This is a genomic window from Aquirhabdus parva, assembly GCF_003351745.1.
GTDB lineage: Bacteria > Pseudomonadota > Gammaproteobacteria > Pseudomonadales > Moraxellaceae > Aquirhabdus > Aquirhabdus parva.
Genome location: NZ_CP031222.1, coordinates 3,294,143 through 3,311,746, shown reverse-complemented (window position 1 = coordinate 3,311,746; position 17,604 = coordinate 3,294,143). Strand labels below are relative to the sequence as shown.

Sequence of the window (17,604 nt, the reverse complement as noted above, 5' to 3'; positions counted from 1 at the left end):
ATAATGAGTAAAAGTATGCTTTATGTGGACTTTAATGAAATGTTAGAGCCAGATCTGGTTTTGTTATCTGCAACCAATGATAAAGCGGATATAAATGGGAATAAGGTTTTGTTGAGTGAAGGACTACAGGTTATTGTTTATATGGATGATATGGATGATAAAGGTAATCCTGATAATCTGATAGCGGTTGGTGTCGTTGAGCGAAACCACAGTAGCGGATGGTCTAGTCATGTTAAATGGTGTTGCCGTATTGATAATGATGGTATTCGGCACATGTCAGAGATTCGCAAGATTTAATAGAAAACTTATATTATTTAGGGATTAATCAAAAGTTATGCGAAGGTTCAAGTCTGAGAAGTATCAAACTCATCGACGAGTGAAAGTTGCTAATTTATACCATCCTTCTTATAGTTTTTTTATAGAGAGTCACCTTATGCGAGGTGGTTGTTAATCTTAGGATAAGGCAATTGCTCACTTCTCTCAGCCTAGATTTATCTGAACTTAATTTCGTACTTGGCGTGAAATGTCAAAAAAATGGAGTGATCCAGCCAATTCTCAAACGCTAATCTTTGGCATGATAGACCCATCTAATATCCATAATCTAAAGGGTTAAATAATCATGCGTCGTTGGAATGGCTGGGGTGATGATGCGCAGGACTTTCCGCTCAAGGCGAAGGGGCTGGAGTTCTTGGGAGAGAAACTGGGCGGCAAAGGCACCATTCTGCCGGATGCCAGCCTTGCAGATGTCACCATCAAAGTTCCCCCATCACGCTTACCTGCACACCCCTTGGTCTCGCAGGATGTCGAACTGCGGATTCGTCATGCACGTGGCGAGAGCTTCCCCGATTGGGTTGCCAAGCATTCGGGTGAGTTTGGTTATTTCCCAGATGGCGTAGCGCTACCCAAGACAGGCGAGCAAGTGCGTGAAGTCCTGACATGGGCGTATGACCACGGCTTTACCGTGATTATCTATGGCGGAGGCACTTCGGTTGCAGGTCATATCAATGTGCCCGCCTCGGATAAACCCGTCCTGACACTGTCTTTAGAAAAGATGGATCAACTTCTTGATCTAAATACCCAAAGTAATGTCGCGACTTTTGGCGCGGGCACACCCGGGCCACGCGTTGAGTCACAACTCAAAGAACAAGGCTATGTGTTGGGGCACTTCCCGCAGTCGTGGGAGCTGTCTACGGTGGGAGGCTGGGTGGCGAGTCGTTCTTCCGGGCAGCAGTCGCTGCGCTATGGTCGTATCGAACAGATGTTTGCCGGATGTACCATGGAGACACCGCGCGGGCAACTGGTCATCAAGGATATTCCCGCGTCGTCTGCGGGTCCTGATCTGCGTGAAGTGGTGATGGGCAGTGAAGGGCGTATTGGCGCGATTACCGAGGTGAAGGTACGTGTCACGCCATTACCTGAGCACGAGTCTTTCCATGTCGGTTTTGTGCCGGATTGGGAGTCTGGCTTAAAGATGGTGCGGGAACTGGCGCAGGGCAAGGTGCAGTTGTCGCTGATGCGCCTCTCTAATGCCGATGAAACCGAATCGCATCTGTCACTGGGGGGGGATCATCCACTGTTTAAAGCTTATGACCGTTTCTTGAGCTTCAAAAAATGCCGCAATGGCGATCGCTGTATGTTTACTTTTGGCGTGACGGGCAGCAAACGCCAAGCGCGCTTTGCACTGGCTGAGGCGAAGCTTGCGATCGATCACGCAGGCGGTACTTATATCGCCAGCAGCTTTATGGGCGGCATCTGGGAGCACTCACGCTTCCGTTCGCCGTATTTCCGTAATGGACTGTGGGAACATGGCTATTCGGTCGATACCTTCGAGACCTGTATCAACTGGGACAAGGTCAATGCCTGTATGAATGCGATGGAGCAGGCGATTAAAGACGCAAGCGATGGTCAACCGGTACAGGTCTTCAGTCATCTGTCTCATATGTATGGACAGGGTTGCAGCATCTATACCACCTATATCTTCAAAAATTCAGACAACTATGCCGCGCTACTGACCCGCTGGCAGAAATACAAGCAGGCAGCGGGCGATGCCATCGCACAGGCAGGCGGCACAGCCAGCCATCAACATGGCATCGGACGTGATCATGCGCCGTGGCTCAACGTTGAAAAAGGCGCTGAAGGCATGGCGCTCCTGCATAGCATCGTCAACCATTTTGATCCAAAGCAGCAATTAAATCCCGGCTGTTTGCTGATTGATGAGTCTTGATCGTCAATCAGTCAGATTGGGTTGTGTTTCTTTTCTTTGAATATATTGCTTGAGTGAGTGTGGATTATGCTGGGTCATCGGCAACCGTTGGGTAACTTGAACAAAGTCACGTGGGATCTTGTGGTGATTGGCGGTGGCATCACGGGCGCGGGCATCCTGCTTGAGGCAGCGCGCTTGGGTAAAAAAGTCTTGCTGCTTGAACAACAAGACTTTGCATGGGGTACATCGAGCCGTTCCTCCAAGATGGTGCATGGTGGTTTGCGCTATATCGCCCAAGGCGACATTACCCTGACCAAGCATTCGCTGACTGAGCGTGAGCGACTCTTGACGGAGCTACCGCATATGGTGGTGCGTTTTCCGTATATTTTTCCGATTCGCCAAGGCAGTTTTCCCGGTCGCCTAGCGATGGAAGCGGTATTGACTGTCTATGACAAACTAGCAGGCATCTCGGATCACAACTGGATTCCACGCGACAAGCTACTGGCAAAATATCCGGGCTTAAACGCGACTGGGCTAAAAGGCGGTATGCGTTATACCGATGCCTTGGTGGATGATGTGCGATTAGTAATGCGTGTACTGCATGAGGCGGTGCTGGAAGGCGGTACGGCGAATCACTATAGCGAAGTTAAAAGTATCACGAAAAGCACGAGTGGCTTTACGCTGCGTGTCGAAGACAAGATCAGTGGTGAGGTACTGGATATCCATGCTGCACAAGTGGTCAATGCCACGGGGGCATGGGCGGATTTGCTGTCTGCCGACATCGCCAAAGTGCGTCCACAGCGCGGCAGCCATATCTTTATTCCCGAAAATAAGTTACCAGTTCAGGACTGCCTCACGGTCATGCATCCCGATGATGGGCGTCCGGTATTTATTTATCCTTGGAAGGGGCAGACTTGCATCGGCACGACCGATCTGGATCACCGCGACGCGATTAATCTGGAGCCGCACTGTACCGCTGTCGAGATTGATTATTTGCTGAAAGTGGCGAATCAGCAGTTTGTGTCGGCATCGATCACGCGTGAGGATATCATTTCCACCATTGCGGGTGTCCGTCCGATTATTGCGTCAGGCAAGGGCAGTGATCCGTCCAAAGAGCGGCGTGATCATCTGGTATGGAGCGCCAAGAACGGTGTGGTGTCCGTCTCTGGCGGCAAACTCACCACCTTCCGCTTGATTGCGCTGGATGTGCTGTCGGCTTTGGGCTGGCTGGACAGTAAAGCACTTAAGAATGCACAAAATAATACCAAGCTGCGCTGCTTTAATCACCGGATTGAAGACCCCGATCACCTCAATGCGCCTCTGGTCAAAGTTGCGACGGGCGCGGCGCTCTTGAATCAGGTGACGTGGATCTTACAAAACGAGATGGTGCAGCATCTGGATGATCTCATGCTGCGTCGTTTGCGTGCGGGGAATCTGTTGGTAGATGGCGGCAGTGAAGTGCTCGCTCAGATCAAACCGCTATGCCTTGAGCATCTGGCTTGGGACGAGGCGCACTGGCAGGCTGAGGTGACACGCTATCAAGAGATCATCCGCCGCAGTTATGCAGTGCTGTAAGTGATCCCGCAGCAATGACAATCCCTATGAATCAGGAATAATAAGAAATGTCACAAGATTTATTTCTCGCGCTCGACCAAGGCACGCAAAGTGTCCGAGCGATGCTGTTTGATCTCGATGGGCAATTGGTGGCCAAGTCACAGCAATACATCGAACCCTACTTCGCTGCGCAGCCGAATTGGGCAGAGCAGGAGGCAGGCTATTTTTGGGAGAATCTATCCCTAGCCTGTCAGGGGCTGTGGACTGCACATCCTGAACTTAAATCACGGGTGGTCGCGGTGTCGCTGGCCTGTCAGCGCGCGACTATGCTCTGTCTGGATGAGGACTTACAACCGCTTCGTCCCGCCACAATCTGGCTGGATTCACGGCGTACCGAGCATTATCCCCATTTGCCACTCTGGCTAAAGGCCGGTATTAAGTTCGCTGGACAAGAGCCGATCATCCATCAGTTTCAGTCCAAAGCCGAGTGTAACTGGTTGGCGGCGGACTATCGGGATGTCTGGTCGAAGACCAAGCACTTTGTTCAGCTCTCCGGCTATCTCACACTCAAGCTCACTGATCAACTGAATGATGCCGTGGCATCGCAAATCGGTTATATCCCTTTTGACTATAAGCGCCAGCAATGGGCCGCGCCGTCGGATCTCAAGTGGCGAGCGCTTACGCTTAAGCGCCATCAACTGCCGCCGCTGGTACAGGCCGCTGAACCTCTAGGTATCATCAGTCGTGAGGCGGCGCGTGACACGGGCATTCCTGAAGGGTTAACCCTATATGCTGCGGGTGCAGACAAGGCCTGTGAGGTGCTGGGTGCCGGGGCGATCACGCCGGATGTCGGCTGCTTAAGCTATGGCACCACCGCAACCTTTAACACGGGCAATAGCCGCTATGTTGAGCCATTGCCATTCCTGCCTGCGTATCCCGCTGCCGTACCGCATACCTATAATTCCGAGATCATGGTCTTTCGTGGTTATTGGATGGTCAATTGGTTTAAACGTGAGTTTGCGGCGCAAGAAGTGCTACAAGCCAAGGCACAAGGCATTGAGCCGGAATTGCTGTTTGATGATCTACTCCGCCAGTCACCGCCCGGTGCCATGGGCTTGATACTGCAACCCTTCTGGTCACCCGGGGTCAAGTTTCCCGGACCCGAGGCGAAAGGGTCGATCATTGGCTTTGGCGATGTGCATACCCGTGCGCATCTGTATCGTGCCATCATCGAAGGGATCGGCTATGCATTACGCCAAGGCAAAGACATGCTGGAGAAACGCAATGGCCGACCCATTACCAGTCTGAAAGTGGCTGGGGGCGGCTCACAAAGTAACGAAGTGATGCAGATCACTGCCAATATCTTTGGCATGCATGCCGAGCGTCCGCATACTTTTGAGACCTCGGGGCTTGGGGCAGCGATCAATGCGGCAGTGGGTGCGGGCTACTATAAGAGTCATGCCGATGCGGTGGCGGTCATGTGTCATCGCGGCGATGTGTTTACCCCAGAGGCGGGGAGTGTGGAACTGTATGACCAGCTCTATAAGCAGGTCTATAGCAAAATCTATCCGCAGCTTCAGCCCCTGTATCGCTCAATCCGTCAGATCACGGGTTATCCGAAGTAGGTCTGTGTTTTGTCCAATAAAAAAAGCCTCTATTCAGAGGCTTTTTTTATGACTTAAGGGCGAGTGATTATCCGAGTAAATCGGCTGGTACGTTACCGCCATTGGCAGCCACTTGTTGCAGCACGGTTTTATGCAGCCACATGTTCATTTGTGCAGAATCGTCCATCAGGTTGGCAGGGCAATTTAACTCGGCAGCGAGCTTCTTGCGTTCATCATAGCTGCTGTCGATACCGAGTAGTTTCATCAGATCTACAATCGACTCACGCCAGTTGAGTTCCTGACTACTTGCGGCGGCAAGACCATCCAGTTTGGAGACTACGTCCACTTCACTCATGGCCACGGGTGCAACTGGTGCCGGTGCCGCAGCAGGTGCGGCATCTGCTGGAGCCGCTGGTGCAGGCGCAGGCGCTGCGGCAGGCGTAGCATCATCATGGCCAAAACCTAGTTTGTTCAATATCGTGTTAAAAATTCCCATTTGCCCTATCCCTTAATCATTGAAAAACGTTTTTATAGATAACCAATGCAGAAAATCTGCGAAGTGATCTTAGCGTATTTCAGGATTGGCGCATTGTAGTGATTTTATAAATGGTCGTTTGGAAATGATTAACGCTGTTAATTTGTCAGGATTAGCTGGTTTCTCTGGCGATATGAACGCCAAGTAGACGATACAAAGTTCTACTGGAAGAATGCTTTGTAACATCACACACTCAAATAATATTAGAGGGTCTTTGAATCATATGAACAAAATAAAGAAAACCAAATCAATTTTTCAACGCGGTATGGTGTTGTTTTTCATCAGCATGATTTCTACCATAAGTCTGGCAAAGGAAAAAGCATTCATTCCGGAATGGACTGCTATAGGCAAAGCCACTTTTAACAACGGTATTAATTTGCCGATGTATGGCATTTCAGTAGAGAACCCAATGGATGTAGGTGTACTGAATGACTTTTCAGATTGTCATAAGGTATCGAAAACATGCACATTTGCTTTCTCGATTCCTGACGCGCAGAAGGATCAGTTGCAGCTTGTCGAAATTCCAGATACCGGCGTTACACTGGTTCCACGGGAGTGGCGTGAGGTTTATGCTGGGGTGGGCGTAGATGGCTCTACTTCATTCGTTTTTTATTCCCAGAAGGATCGAAAGAACTTATCAACGAGTCAGCTTGCTCATTATAACGCAGGCGCTTGTGTGGGATGTGCTTATGGTGCTGCTGCACAATATTTCGACAATGCAATTCGTTTGGCTAAGGAAAACGACTTTCTGATTGAGCCGCGTCCGAAAGGTTTACACCTGATCAAAGTGAATGCCAAAAAAGTGATTTTTAGCCGCGCTGTAAATGCGACGATGGAAATGAATGGTGTGGCCTATTTTGATCCTGATAGCGACGAACCCTATTCTGTCACGACAGTTACCCTGCCGAAGACCGAGCGTGCATTGGCTTCAACACTCTTGAACTTTTCCGCGCGAAAATGATGAGCATGGGTGCGTTTTATCGCTCAAAACACATCCGGATAGTCTGTATACACCACAAAGCTACTGCCGCGACAGAAGCTCGCCAGCGTGAGCCCCGCTTGCTTGGCCATGCGAATCGCCATGGTGGTGGGTGCGGAGATACTGGCCAGTAAAGCAATATTCAACTGCGCGCATTTGCGGATCAGCTCGTAGCTGGCGCGACTGGTCATGACGATAAAGCCGGCACTGACATCCAATTGCTGCTGCGCCAGATAGCCCAGCAGTTTATCCAGTGCGTTATGGCGCCCGACATCTTCAAACAGCGCCACGATATTGCCACCCACCACCCACGCTGCTGCATGCGCACCGCCCGTGACTTTGGTGATCTCCTGCTGCGTTTCCAGCTTGGAGACAGCATCGGGAATTTGATTCAACCAGTCTGCTTTTGCCTCGGTCGTGACCCGTGGCAGTGCGGTATGAAACTGCTGCAAGCTCTCGATGCCACATAGCCCGCATCCCGTCCGTCCCACCATCATCCGCCGATGTTCTTTCAATGCTGCAAAGGCACTGGAGGCGATGGTCATGTCAATCTGGACGCCCAGTTCCGTCTGCTGTATATCCAGCGAGTACAACGCTTTGAGGTCGGGGATGATGCCTTCGGACAGACTAAAGCCCATGGCAAAGACATCCAGATCGGTGGGTGTGGTCATCATCACGGCATGGGAGATACCGTTGTAGACCAGTGCGACTGGCGTCTCACGCACCACATGATCCAGCACGCGGGTGAACTCACCGTTCTTAAAGCGGTGCACCGCCAGCACGTCAATGCCTTCGGCAAAGGGTGATAATGGCTGAGCAGGCCGTGCGTCGTCGGTATGACGACGCGTAAACGGCGTGATGGCGTCATGGTTATCCATGGACAGCCTCTGGATCAACCGGCAGCGCAAGGTTAAAGTGCTCAGGGGCTTTACCTGCATGCAGAATCACGGGGATGCTCTTGGAGGCCGGGATCATGGCGCGTTCGTCACGACTGCTGAGCGCTACCAGTGGATTGGTCTCTGGATAGTACGCGCCCAGACTGCCACGCGGAATGTCATAGGGTACGATACGGAAGCTTTCCACCACGCGTTTGACCTGATCGGGGAAGATACTTTCGATATCGATCCATTGATCCGCCACAAAGCCAGCTTCCTTGATGTCGTCCTTGTTCATAAACAAGACACGGCGCTGACCAAACACCCCGCGATAGCGGTCATCCAGTCCATAAATCGTCGTGTTGTATTGATCATGCGAGCGCATGGTCATCAGGGTGTAGAGTTGACCTTTGTGCTGTCCCTTATACTGCGCGGCATAGGCATATTCTTTATCGGCATAGACCTCATCGATCGGCTTGATGAAGAAACCGGCTTTGCCTGTTTTGGTATGCCAATCGTGCTCATTGGCAGGATGCTGCAAGTGGAATCCACCCGGTGGATAGACGCGGGCATTGAAGTCGTGGAACTCGTCAAATACCTCGGCAATCGCATCACGGATACGGTCATAGCTTTCGATATACCAGCGCCACTTGATCGGGCTATCCGGCAATACCGCCTCGGCCAAACGCGCAATAATATCGGGCTCAGAGAGCAGGTTGGGTGAGGCGGGTGCGTTCTTGCCAGCGGACAGATGGACATTGCTCATCGAGTCTTCTACCGAGATTGCTTGCGGACCATGCAACTGCTCATCAATCTCCGTGCGTCCCAGACAGGGGAGAATCAGTGCTTCTTCTTTGCCCAAGATCAGATGACTGCGATTGAGTTTGGTCGCCACATGCGCGGTCAGGGTGCAACGGCGCAGCGCTTCAAAGGTGACTGGCGTATCGGGAGTCGCAACCGCAAAGTTGCCACCCAAGGCAAAGAAGACTTTGACATCGCCTTTTAGCATGCCTTCGATGGTCTCAAGCACCCCCATGCCGTTTTCACGGGGCGACTTCATATTGAAGACGCGATCCAGACTATCCAGCAGTTTAGGGGATGGGCGCTCATGGATACCCATGGTGCGGTCACCCTGCACATTACTATGGCCACGAACCGGACAGGCACCTGCACCGGGACGACCAATATGACCGCGCGCGAGCAGCAGGTTGGCTAGCATTTGTACATTGGCGACGCCATTGCGGTTTTGGGTGATACCCATGCCCCAGCAGAAGATCACGCGTTCTGCATCACAGAACATCTTCGCCAGTGACTTTAATTCATCCGGTTTCAAGCCCGTTTGTTCGTGGATGCTTGCCCATGAGGTTTGATCGACTTGATCGATCATCGCCTCAAAGCCATCGGTATTCATATCGATAAAGGCATGGTCGAACAGGGAGGGTTCGCCTGCCGCCAGTGCTTTTTGATCCCACTCACGCAGATGCTTCATCATGCCCATCAGCACCGCATAGTCCCCGCCGACTTTAGGCTGGAAGTAATTGCTGCTGATGCGCGTGCTGCCGTTGGTCATCATCTCGATCGGGCTTTGCGGGTCTTGGAAACGTTCCAGACCGCGTTCTTTGAGGGGGTTGATCGAAATGATTCGTGCACCGCGTTTGGAGACTTCACGCAGCGTACTCAGCATGCGCGGATGGTTGGTGCCGGGATTCTGCCCGAAGATAAAGACCGCATCCGCCAGTTCAAAGTCATCCAGCGTGACTGTGCCTTTGCCTAGACCTAGCGACTCTGCCAGCCCTACGCTAGTGGTCTCATGGCACATGTTCGAGCAATCGGGGAAGTTATTGGTACCAAAGTTGCGCACAAAGAGCTGATAGAGGAAAGCCGCTTCGTTGCTAGCGCGCCCCGAGGTGTAGAACGCAGCTTGGTTGGGGTTGTCGAGCGCATGCAGATGACGAGCGATGATGCTGAATGCTTCTTCCCACGAGATCGGCACATAGCGGTCGGTTGCAGCATCGTAACGCATCGGATCGGTGAGGCGGCCTTGTTGTTCAAGGAAGTAGTCACTTTGTTCCGATAGCCAACTGACGGTACGCTCGGCAAAGAATTCCGGAGGAACGCGCTTACTGGTCGCTTCAAAGGCAATCGCCTTGGCGCCATTTTCACAGAAGTTAAACGCATGGGCATGTTTCTTTTCAGGCCATGCACAGCCCGGGCAGTCGAAGCCGGTCGGCTGATTGATATTGAGCAGGGTAATGGCGCCTTTGGCCATGATCCCCTGTTGGGTCAGATTACGCGCCACGCTGAGTAGTGCGCCCCAACCTGCTGCGGGATGGGTATAGTTGGTGATTCTGGCGTGGCCGATATTGGGCTGCACGTTTACGGGATTTTCGTCTACTTTATCGTCCATTTCCTTAATCCTCTCATCGAAGTGCCTACATGTCTCACATGGTTCTAGAGTACTCCCGCTTGCATCAGAGTGCCATGCTCAGAAAACACCATATGGTTTAACAGTTGTATCTCTACTTTATCGGCGTGTACATATCTCGTCTAATCGTTTGATTTGAATGCTTGATAACTACAGGTTATCAACAACAGATCATCAAAGTCCAGGCAGCAGCAACTCATCCAAGATCACTTGAATATCGAGACTGGCCGCAAGCCGCCAAGCTGCTTTGGATAAGGCCGACTGATTATCACGGCGTAGTCTGACCAGACAGATATCCTCAGTGCGCTCGGGGGTGATCGGGTGGATGCGTAGTCCTGCTCGGGCGTATTGGGTGGGGAGTGCGCTCAAGGGCAGCACCGTATAGCTGCGACCGCTTAAGGCTTCGGTCAGCAGGATATCGATGGAGTTGGTTTCCAGCACCACATGTGCGGTGGATTCAAAGGTCTTAAAAATATGGTCCAGCGTCTGGCGGTTCTGCATATCCTGACCCAGTAGGCTTAAGGGGAGTTCTGCGACTTCCGCCCAGTTGAGCTCGTGTGGCAGCGAAGTCTGCGCGCTGGCGATCAGCACAAAGCGCTCAGAAAACAGCGGCAGTACATCAAACGTCTCGTCCATCACCGAGCGGTCATAGAGCAGGGCAAGATCAAGCTCTTGCTCCTTAAGGCGCTTTAAGATGGCAGGCGTACTTAAAGACAGGATCTCCAGCGTCAACTGCGGAATCGACTGTCGATACTCGGCGCAGAGCAGGGTGGCAGCATGGATGGCAGTCGGTATGCCGCCGATGGTGAGATGCCCTTTGGGGATAGTGCGCATGAGGTCGGCTTCTTCGCGCAGGCCATGCAGCGAGTGCAGCATCTCTCGCGCCCAACTGATGACCCGCTCGCCTTCAGGCGTGATGCCTTGAAAGGTACGGCTGCGCTTGACGATGGTGATGCCCAGCTCTTGTTCCAGCTCGCGAATGCCGTTGGACAAGGCGGGCTGTGAAACATGGCAACTCTCGGCAGCGCGACCAAAGTGGCGATGGGTGTCCAATGCGATGAGATAGTTCAGTTGACGCATGAACATGGGCGGGGTCTCTTCCTGACGATGATCAGTCCGAGTTTACCCTGATTTTGCATAGATAGGGATTGATTTGGCAGGGCTTTTGGCTAAGTGATAGCGCCTCGGCGATATGAATCATCCTGAGGCATTGCCGAGGCTTTAGATCCGTTATTTCTGAATCAATTTAACCTGCTTAAGCGCTTGAAACAGTTGCTCTTCATCGGCGCGGCTTAAATTGGGTTGTTTGAGACTCTGCATGAAATCATGCTGCTGGAGATGATCAATGCGCATGCCCGCAGCAAGCAAAACATGGATCTGCGTGATGATTTTGGTGGAGAGCGCGGCAACATCGGCACGCACCACATCAAGTGGTCGAGGTTGCCAACTGGTCTCAGGCACAGCCTGCCAGTCAGCCAGGTAACGGTATTCAATCGCCTTGGCGGCACTCATCTGTGCAGTGATAAAGGGCTTGATCGACTCTGGATCTAGGCCTTCCGCTTGCGCTTGCACCACCGCTGCATCCAGCACTTTCTGCTCTTGGGCACTGTCTTCGATGGCGAGGTGATTAGCCGCTTTATAGCCGGCTACATCCTTCATATAGGATAGACGCTGATTCATCAGTGTGGTCAGATCGGTGATATTAGCCGCATGACTATCTACCGCAGTCAGCAGCAAGGCAGCGGTCATTGTTGCGGTGAGCAGTGTTTTATTCATGCGTATGATCCAGAAGATATCAGTGCGGTTGAGGCAGGAGGTCGCTGGCGAGTTTCTCGGCCATGATGCGCTCCACCGTATCCACAATCACTTGCGTGGTGCGATCAATCTCAATATTCAGGGGACTGTCTGCCTGCTTGTCTTCAAACACCGTAGCGCGACGGGTTTCGGGGATCAGGCAGACTTCAAACCAGCCCTCTGTTTTGTTCACTTCGGAAATGGTCAGACTGGCGCCATTGATGGCGATATAGCCCTTGGCAAAAATATAGCGCAGCCAAGTCTGTGGCACGTTAATACGGATCGCGTAGTTGGCTTCGACCTGACGCACCTGATTGACCGTCGTACAGAAATCGATATGCCCAGACAGCACATGGCCACCAATCTCGGCGCCTTCTTTGGAGGCGCGTTCGGCATTGACACGGCTGCCTTGGGTGTATAAACCCAGTGTGGTGACATCCAGACTCTGCTGCATCACATCAAAGGTAGCGCGAGTCGGTGTCACGACTTCGGTGACCGTTAGACAGGTGCCATCGATGGAAACACTAGCGCCAATCTCTAAATCCGTGCAGAATCCGGCGGGGAACTCAATATCAAAGGTACGAATCCCTTCAAAATCACGAATTCCGTCTATGGTTGCGACGGCTTTGATGATGCCAGTGAACATATCGTTCGCTCCAGATGTTTTGCGGTTTAATGTAACGCGTCTTGATGTATGGCTGATGCGGCATCATATACATCATAAGGACGATGAGGAAGGAGAGTATCTATCATGATGGATGAGATTTAAAGCCACAGTTTGATATCAGGATGGTGTCAGTGTGTGGTGTTTATGAGCGCAATGTTTGATGAAATGTACAAAATTTTGCCAACCAGTTCTCATTGTGCTAGGCTTTATGAACGATAAAGGAGCGTTGTAAATGGACATTACAGCATCAAAAGTTTCGGCTGCAAAAAAAAGGTTAAAAAGTACTGATAGCGATAGTCGCTATAGCGATGCCATGGTTTTGAAAGAACAAGGAAAGCTTGAAGAAGCCGCAGAGATTCTACTCTCCGCCTGTATCACCCCATCCATTTTTCATGGTCACTACCAACAGCTATTCATCATTTGGCGCGCGTTTAATAAACGTGATCTCAAAGAGGGTCAATATCGCCAAGTCATTGACCGTATCCGCAATATGATTCAGTTGAATGATGAAATGATTGAATGTATGAGTAGCTACTGGAGTCAACACTTCCATGAAGAGGTCTCTGCTGAATACTTCGACCTGTATAGCAATGTGCTCATCTATGATGCCAACGCCCTGCTCAAAGCAGCAGAAGCCATCAATGACGTCGATAATCTGAAATTGGCGGTCAAACTCATCAATGGCTATATGGCGAAGAAGGCATCGAAGCCGAAGTCGTCTTAAGCCACCGCGTTTATCTTTAAACTGATTTGATTCACTTGCGAAGTCGGGCTATAAAAAGCCCGAGCAGGGTGGGTGTTGCCCATATGTTGAAGAAGGGGATTTACTCTCTCAGGCGTTAGCCTCTTAAGTGCGTTATTCAGCCTGTCCTCCGCCTATAGTTTTATTATAAGGCCGCCTTTGCGCGAGTCAACAATTCTCTCACCAAAACACGCTCAAAATCCATTCAAGATCAGGTTTTTAAATCATCACATTTGCGGTATTTCTACTCACCTTGATTCCGCTTCGATTGAGAAGCTCAGAGAGGTGATGTATGACTGAACATGCCGTGATCATTGTTGGCGGAGGACCTACCGGTTTGGTGCTGGCAGGTGAACTCGCTTTGGCAGGTGTGGATGTCGCGATTGTCGAGCGCCGCGCCAATCAGGAGTTGGCAGGCTCGCGCGCTGGGGGTCTGCATGCGCGCACCTTAGAGATTTTTGACCAGCGTGGCATCGTGGATCGCTTCCTTGAGGAAGGCAAGATCGCGCAGACAGCCGTATTCGGCGGGGTGTCCTTGGATCTCAGTCAGTTCCCGACCCGGCACCCCTATGGACTTGGGTTGTGGCAAAAGCATATTGAACGCATCTTGGCGGATTGGGTGGCTGAGCTGCCCGTGACCTTCTATCGCAACCGTGAGGTGAGCGACTTTACACAGGACGACAGCAGCGTGAGCGTCACGCTGTCTGACGGTCAGTCGCTACGTGCTGAGTATCTTGTCGGCTGCGATGGTGGACGGAGTCTGATTCGTAAGATCGCAGGCATCGACTTCCCCGGGTGGGACCCGACGGTCAGTTGTCTGATTGCTGAGGTCGAGATGACGGGGAAGCCAGAGCTGGGCATCCATCGTACCGCCTTGGGCATACATTCCTTCGGTAAGGAGAAGTACGAGATTCAGGATGGCAAGGTGGTCTTTCTGGATGAAGGACCGTTTCGGGTGATGGTGACTGAAGCCGAAATCGGCGATAAGACTGAACCGACCTTAAGTGATCTTAGACTCGCGTTGATTGCGGTATGCGGTACCGACTACGGCGCGCATAGCCCCACATGGATTTCTCGATTTACCGACATGACTCGGCAAGCGGCAACCTATCGCGACAGACGGGTGCTGCTGGCTGGCGATGCGGCGCATGTGCATGCCCCGGACGGAGGTCAAGGCATGAATACTGGGGTGCAAGATGCGGTCAATCTGGGCTGGAAGCTGGCTCAGGTGGTCAAAGGCATATCGCAAGATGATCTACTGGATACGTACCATGCCGAGCGCCATCCTATAGGTGCGCGAGTGCTGCGCAATACCATGGCCTTGGTCGCGCTACGCCGTCAGGATGAGCGCACCAAAGCGGTGGGTGAGACTATCGTCGAGCTACTAAGCATGGATGAACCGCGTAAACGTTTTGCCGCGATGATGTCTGGTCTGGGCATCCATTATGATCTTGATGATCATCTTGGCGAAGGGCATCCCCTGCTGGGGCGTCGTATGCCCGATCTAGATTTGACCACTGCAACAGGTGGGCTTCGCGTCTACAGCTTGTTGCATAGTGCACGGCCTGTCTTGCTTAACTTTGGCAAGCCCGACAACCTCGACATCACCTCTTGGGCAGATCGGGTGCAACGTTTCGATGTTGAATACACTGGGCTTTGGGAGCTACCAGCACTGGGGCAAGTCGCAGCGCCCTCTGCCGTACTCATCCGACCCGACGGCTATGTCGCTTGGGTGGGAGACGGCACGGATAGCGGATTACATGCTGCGTTAGAAAAGTGGTTTGGCTCAGCCGCATAAGGCGGTGGGCTGACGCGCAGTCATCACGATGGTGCTGCGCTAGGGGCGATTGACCAAAAACACCCCTGTAATCGCCAACAATCCACCGACGATTAGACTCGGGGTGAGCTGCTCACCGAGCAAGAGCCAACCCAGCAATACCCCAAAGACCGGCACCAGATTATTGAAGATCACGGTCTTTGCTGCGCCGATGCGTGAGACGCCTTGGTAATACCAGACAAACCCCACTGCCGTACCAAACACGCCCAAGTAAAACAGCCCAGCAAAAACCTTCAGGTTAATGTGCTCCACATGCAGCCTCGGCAACTCTGGAATCGCGCAGAGTGCCAGCAACAACGTACCCCACAGCGCAGCAAGTAAAGTGGTGAGCAGTGGCGACAACTCGCGTAGCAGTTTGCGTCCGCGCAAGGTGTAGATCGCCCATGCACTGACCGCGACAATCATCGACAGCTCACCGGCACCAAAGGAGCCAGCAAGCTGGGTCAGATCACCATGTGTCACCACTACCAGTACCCCGACCAAGGCCAGCGCTACCCCAAACCAGCGCGTGAGCGTGATGCGATCGCCAAAGAACACCGCCGCCAGTATCAGCGTCACCACCGGATTGAGCGCGATAAACAAGGACGTGCGACTGGCTGGCATATACTTTAAGGCATTAAAAAAACAGATGTTATAGAGCATGATGCCCGTCAGCCCCAGCACAAATGTGCCTGCCCACTGTGCCCGTGTGACGCGCTTCAGTACGGACAGCCCTTCGGTCAGATGCAATGCAATGAGCAGTGCCAGTGTGGCAAAGACAAAGCGAATACACCCCGCAGTCGCAGGCGGTAACTCTGCCGAAATCACCCGCCCTGCAATAAACGTCCCACCCCAAAAAAACGGGACGGCCGTCAAACGTAGATAAAGACCGAGGAGTGGGTAGCGGCTGGTGGTTGTGGCAGGTAGGGTCATGTGCGGGGTGCCTTGTGCGGTTCGGCTATAAAAATAGACACAAACTTGGACTATTTGGTCACTTTAATCTTCTCATGGATTGCGCCTAAAAACACATGCGCACATGAGATTAAATGACGGGCTAAAATCATAATGATCCGCCATAAAAAAAGAGGCATCGATTCAATGCCCCTTTTATCGTACTACCGCTTGATTCGAGTCAGACCTTTAACCCCAATCCACGGCAAACCTTAGTGTTTGATTAACTCAATATCCGCGCCTTTACGCTTAGGATCGATGAGGATCTTGGCGTGCTGCTCAGGATCACGCAGGGCGCCAAAGGCATTGGTCACGCCTTCCAGACCCACCACACCGGTGATCAGTGGTGTGACGTTGACTTGACCTTCCGCAATCATATGCAGCGTATCGCGGAACTCCAGTGGGGTATAACCCAACACAAACTGAATCTCCAGTTCTTTGTTAATCGCCAGTGCAGGTTCAATCTTGTCGCTCTGCATACACACGCCCACTCCGACTATACGCGAGAACAGCGGCGCGCCTTCGATCAGTTGTTGCAGTACGCCGGGTACACCCACGCACTCAAAGATCACCGGACGCTTCGGCAGTGCACCGAGTTTGTCCGCTACGCGCCAAGCGTGCCACCATGGTAGCGGTACGGCCTGAATCTTTTCAAACAAGCCCATACCAAAGTTAATGGCTTCCGAGACACCGCCCAGCAGACCAAATTCTTTCCAGTCTTTAAACGGTGATTCGTGCTTTGGATCAATCACGATATCGGCACCGCACTGCACTGCAAGTTTACGGCGGTTTGGGGAGAAGTCGCTGGCAACCACAGTTTTAACCCCAGCGGCTTTGAGCATCAGGATCACACCCAGACCCACAGGACCACAGCCAATCACGATGGCGGGTTCACTGGTTTTGATCCGGCTACGGCGCACCGCATGCAGGGCAACCGCCATTGGCTCAGTCATCGCTGCACTGTCTACGTCCAGACCATTCGGCACTTCAAACATCAGGCTCGACTGCACCAGTACTTGCTCGGCATAGCCCCCAGAAGCATTGGGAGATAGACCGGTAGATTGGTAGCCGATGTCGCCTACTTTCAGGAGTGGCATAGCGCAGACCAAAGTATCTTGTTTGAGTTTACGGCGGGTCTTTGGGCCGTAGTCCAGAATCTTGCCGCAGAACTCATGACCCATTACGAATTCATCAGAAGCTTTGGCAATGCCGTTGAACCCAACACGTGAGGCGAGGTTATGCATATGATCACAGTGGTGCTGCATGTGCAGGTCAGAGCCACAAATCCCGCAGCGCACGACTTCTAGCAGTACATGGCCTTTGGTCGGGACGAGTGCAGGGCGATCCGCCACACGAAGTTCACTGTTTTGACAGAGTACTGATTTCATATGAAGCCTTCCTTTTTTAGTTTTTTAGACATCGCCTAGAGGGTGGGTGGGTGCCAGAGGCAGGTGGTTTT

At 52.2% G+C, this 17,604-nt stretch carries 16 protein-coding genes and 1 pseudogene; 8 read left to right on the top strand and 9 right to left on the bottom strand.

Translation table 11 applies throughout. The features are described 5' to 3' along the window. The first annotated feature begins 3 nt into the window (after positions 1-3). The 4 genes from HYN46_RS14965 to HYN46_RS14950 all read left to right on the top strand — a co-directional run bounded on the left by HYN46_RS14965 (position 4) and on the right by HYN46_RS14950 (position 5,382). The gene (locus HYN46_RS14965) at positions 4-297 is read left to right on the top strand and encodes a hypothetical protein (protein WP_114900137.1); all 294 of its coding nucleotides are present in this window, start codon (positions 4-6) and stop codon (positions 295-297) included. A gap of 322 nt (positions 298-619) precedes the next feature. Continuing rightward, complete coding sequence (locus HYN46_RS14960; RefSeq protein WP_114900136.1) at positions 620-2,224, top strand: FAD-binding oxidoreductase; 1,605 nt, start codon at positions 620-622, stop codon at positions 2,222-2,224. Between the two features lie 66 nt (positions 2,225-2,290). Beyond that, positions 2,291-3,778 carry a glycerol-3-phosphate dehydrogenase/oxidase gene (locus tag HYN46_RS14955; RefSeq protein WP_114900135.1) on the top strand — a complete coding sequence of 496 codons (1,488 nt, stop codon included), beginning with the start codon at positions 2,291-2,293 and terminating at the stop codon, positions 3,776-3,778. Positions 3,779-3,825: 47 nt separating this feature from the next. Beyond that, the gene (locus HYN46_RS14950; protein ID WP_114900134.1) at positions 3,826-5,382 is read left to right on the top strand and encodes an FGGY-family carbohydrate kinase; all 1,557 of its coding nucleotides are present in this window, start codon (positions 3,826-3,828) and stop codon (positions 5,380-5,382) included. A 67-nt stretch (positions 5,383-5,449) separates the two neighbouring features. Here the strand turns inward: HYN46_RS14950 and HYN46_RS14945 are convergent, their stop codons facing one another. Beyond that, on the bottom strand, positions 5,450-5,857 hold the full coding sequence (locus HYN46_RS14945) for a DUF3597 domain-containing protein (protein WP_114900133.1): 408 nt from the start codon (positions 5,855-5,857) through the stop codon (positions 5,450-5,452). A gap of 325 nt (positions 5,858-6,182) precedes the next feature. Here HYN46_RS14945 and HYN46_RS14940 point away from each other — a divergent pair, with 325 nt between their 5' ends. Further along, positions 6,183-6,857: a DUF4850 domain-containing protein gene (locus tag HYN46_RS14940; RefSeq protein ID WP_162818242.1), complete on the top strand. Its 675-nt coding sequence runs from the start codon at positions 6,183-6,185 to the stop codon at positions 6,855-6,857. A gap of 23 nt (positions 6,858-6,880) precedes the next feature. Here the strand turns inward: HYN46_RS14940 and fdhD are convergent, their stop codons facing one another. The 3 genes from fdhD to HYN46_RS14925 all read right to left on the bottom strand — a co-directional run bounded on the left by fdhD (position 6,881) and on the right by HYN46_RS14925 (position 11,009). Continuing rightward, the gene (fdhD, locus tag HYN46_RS14935) at positions 6,881-7,657 is read right to left on the bottom strand and encodes a formate dehydrogenase accessory sulfurtransferase FdhD (RefSeq protein ID WP_228254949.1); all 777 of its coding nucleotides are present in this window, start codon (positions 7,655-7,657) and stop codon (positions 6,881-6,883) included. Positions 7,658-7,745: 88 nt separating this feature from the next. Further along, on the bottom strand, positions 7,746-10,157 hold the full coding sequence (locus tag HYN46_RS14930; protein ID WP_114900130.1) for an FdhF/YdeP family oxidoreductase: 2,412 nt from the start codon (positions 10,155-10,157) through the stop codon (positions 7,746-7,748). A 192-nt stretch (positions 10,158-10,349) separates the two neighbouring features. Further along, a complete protein-coding gene (locus HYN46_RS14925; RefSeq protein ID WP_228254826.1) occupies positions 10,350-11,009 on the bottom strand; it encodes a LysR family transcriptional regulator substrate-binding protein in 660 nt (219 codons plus the stop codon). A 24-nt stretch (positions 11,010-11,033) separates the two neighbouring features. On the opposite strand from HYN46_RS14925, the gene HYN46_RS17510 reads away from it, so the two are divergent. After that, positions 11,034-11,180, top strand: a complete 147-nt coding sequence (locus HYN46_RS17510; protein ID WP_228254825.1) for a hypothetical protein — start codon at positions 11,034-11,036, stop codon at positions 11,178-11,180. Here the strand turns inward: HYN46_RS17510 and HYN46_RS17625 are convergent. The 3 genes and pseudogenes from HYN46_RS17625 to HYN46_RS14915 all read right to left on the bottom strand — a co-directional run. Next, a pseudogene (locus HYN46_RS17625) lies at positions 11,136-11,255 on the bottom strand (LysR family transcriptional regulator); the annotation flags it as partial. The gene HYN46_RS17510 and the pseudogene HYN46_RS17625 overlap by 45 nt on opposite strands. A gap of 150 nt (positions 11,256-11,405) precedes the next feature. Next, on the bottom strand, positions 11,406-11,951 hold the full coding sequence (locus tag HYN46_RS14920; RefSeq protein WP_114900128.1) for a chorismate mutase: 546 nt from the start codon (positions 11,949-11,951) through the stop codon (positions 11,406-11,408). 19 nt (positions 11,952-11,970) lie between these two features. Further along, on the bottom strand, positions 11,971-12,615 hold the full coding sequence (locus HYN46_RS14915) for a riboflavin synthase subunit alpha (protein WP_114900127.1): 645 nt from the start codon (positions 12,613-12,615) through the stop codon (positions 11,971-11,973). A 253-nt stretch (positions 12,616-12,868) separates the two neighbouring features. Here HYN46_RS14915 and HYN46_RS14910 point away from each other — a divergent pair, with 253 nt between their 5' ends. Continuing rightward, complete coding sequence (locus tag HYN46_RS14910) at positions 12,869-13,360, top strand: hypothetical protein (RefSeq protein ID WP_114900126.1); 492 nt, start codon at positions 12,869-12,871, stop codon at positions 13,358-13,360. 310 nt (positions 13,361-13,670) lie between these two features. Next, entirely contained in the window at positions 13,671-15,176 is a 1,506-nt protein-coding gene (locus HYN46_RS14905; RefSeq protein ID WP_114900125.1) for an FAD-dependent monooxygenase, read from the top strand. A 39-nt stretch (positions 15,177-15,215) separates the two neighbouring features. On the opposite strand, the gene HYN46_RS14900 is transcribed toward HYN46_RS14905, so the two are convergent. After that, on the bottom strand, positions 15,216-16,127 hold the full coding sequence (locus tag HYN46_RS14900) for a DMT family transporter (protein WP_114900124.1): 912 nt from the start codon (positions 16,125-16,127) through the stop codon (positions 15,216-15,218). Between the two features lie 230 nt (positions 16,128-16,357). Beyond that, a complete protein-coding gene (locus tag HYN46_RS14895) occupies positions 16,358-17,533 on the bottom strand; it encodes a zinc-binding dehydrogenase (protein ID WP_114900123.1) in 1,176 nt (391 codons plus the stop codon). Between the last annotated feature and the right edge of the window lie 71 nt (positions 17,534-17,604).

Coding starts and splice junctions, on each gene's coding strand:
- HYN46_RS14965 (WP_114900137.1), top strand. CDS start 4: ATGAGTAAAAGTATGCTTTATGTGGACTTTAATGAAATGTTAGAGCCA.
- HYN46_RS14960 (WP_114900136.1), top strand. CDS start 620: ATGCGTCGTTGGAATGGCTGGGGTGATGATGCGCAGGACTTTCCGCTC.
- HYN46_RS14955 (WP_114900135.1), top strand. CDS start 2,291: ATGCTGGGTCATCGGCAACCGTTGGGTAACTTGAACAAAGTCACGTGG.
- HYN46_RS14950 (WP_114900134.1), top strand. CDS start 3,826: ATGTCACAAGATTTATTTCTCGCGCTCGACCAAGGCACGCAAAGTGTC.
- HYN46_RS14945 (WP_114900133.1), bottom strand. CDS start 5,857: ATGGGAATTTTTAACACGATATTGAACAAACTAGGTTTTGGCCATGAT.
- HYN46_RS14940 (WP_162818242.1), top strand. CDS start 6,183: ATGATTTCTACCATAAGTCTGGCAAAGGAAAAAGCATTCATTCCGGAA.
- HYN46_RS14930 (WP_114900130.1), bottom strand. CDS start 10,157: ATGGACGATAAAGTAGACGAAAATCCCGTAAACGTGCAGCCCAATATC.
- HYN46_RS14925 (WP_228254826.1), bottom strand. CDS start 11,009: ATGCGCACTATCCCCAAAGGGCATCTCACCATCGGCGGCATACCGACT.
- HYN46_RS17510 (WP_228254825.1), top strand. CDS start 11,034: ATGCAGCGAGTGCAGCATCTCTCGCGCCCAACTGATGACCCGCTCGCC.
- HYN46_RS14920 (WP_114900128.1), bottom strand. CDS start 11,951: ATGAATAAAACACTGCTCACCGCAACAATGACCGCTGCCTTGCTGCTG.
- HYN46_RS14915 (WP_114900127.1), bottom strand. CDS start 12,615: ATGTTCACTGGCATCATCAAAGCCGTCGCAACCATAGACGGAATTCGT.
- HYN46_RS14910 (WP_114900126.1), top strand. CDS start 12,869: ATGGACATTACAGCATCAAAAGTTTCGGCTGCAAAAAAAAGGTTAAAA.
- HYN46_RS14905 (WP_114900125.1), top strand. CDS start 13,671: ATGACTGAACATGCCGTGATCATTGTTGGCGGAGGACCTACCGGTTTG.
- HYN46_RS14900 (WP_114900124.1), bottom strand. CDS start 16,127: ATGACCCTACCTGCCACAACCACCAGCCGCTACCCACTCCTCGGTCTT.
- HYN46_RS14895 (WP_114900123.1), bottom strand. CDS start 17,533: ATGAAATCAGTACTCTGTCAAAACAGTGAACTTCGTGTGGCGGATCGC.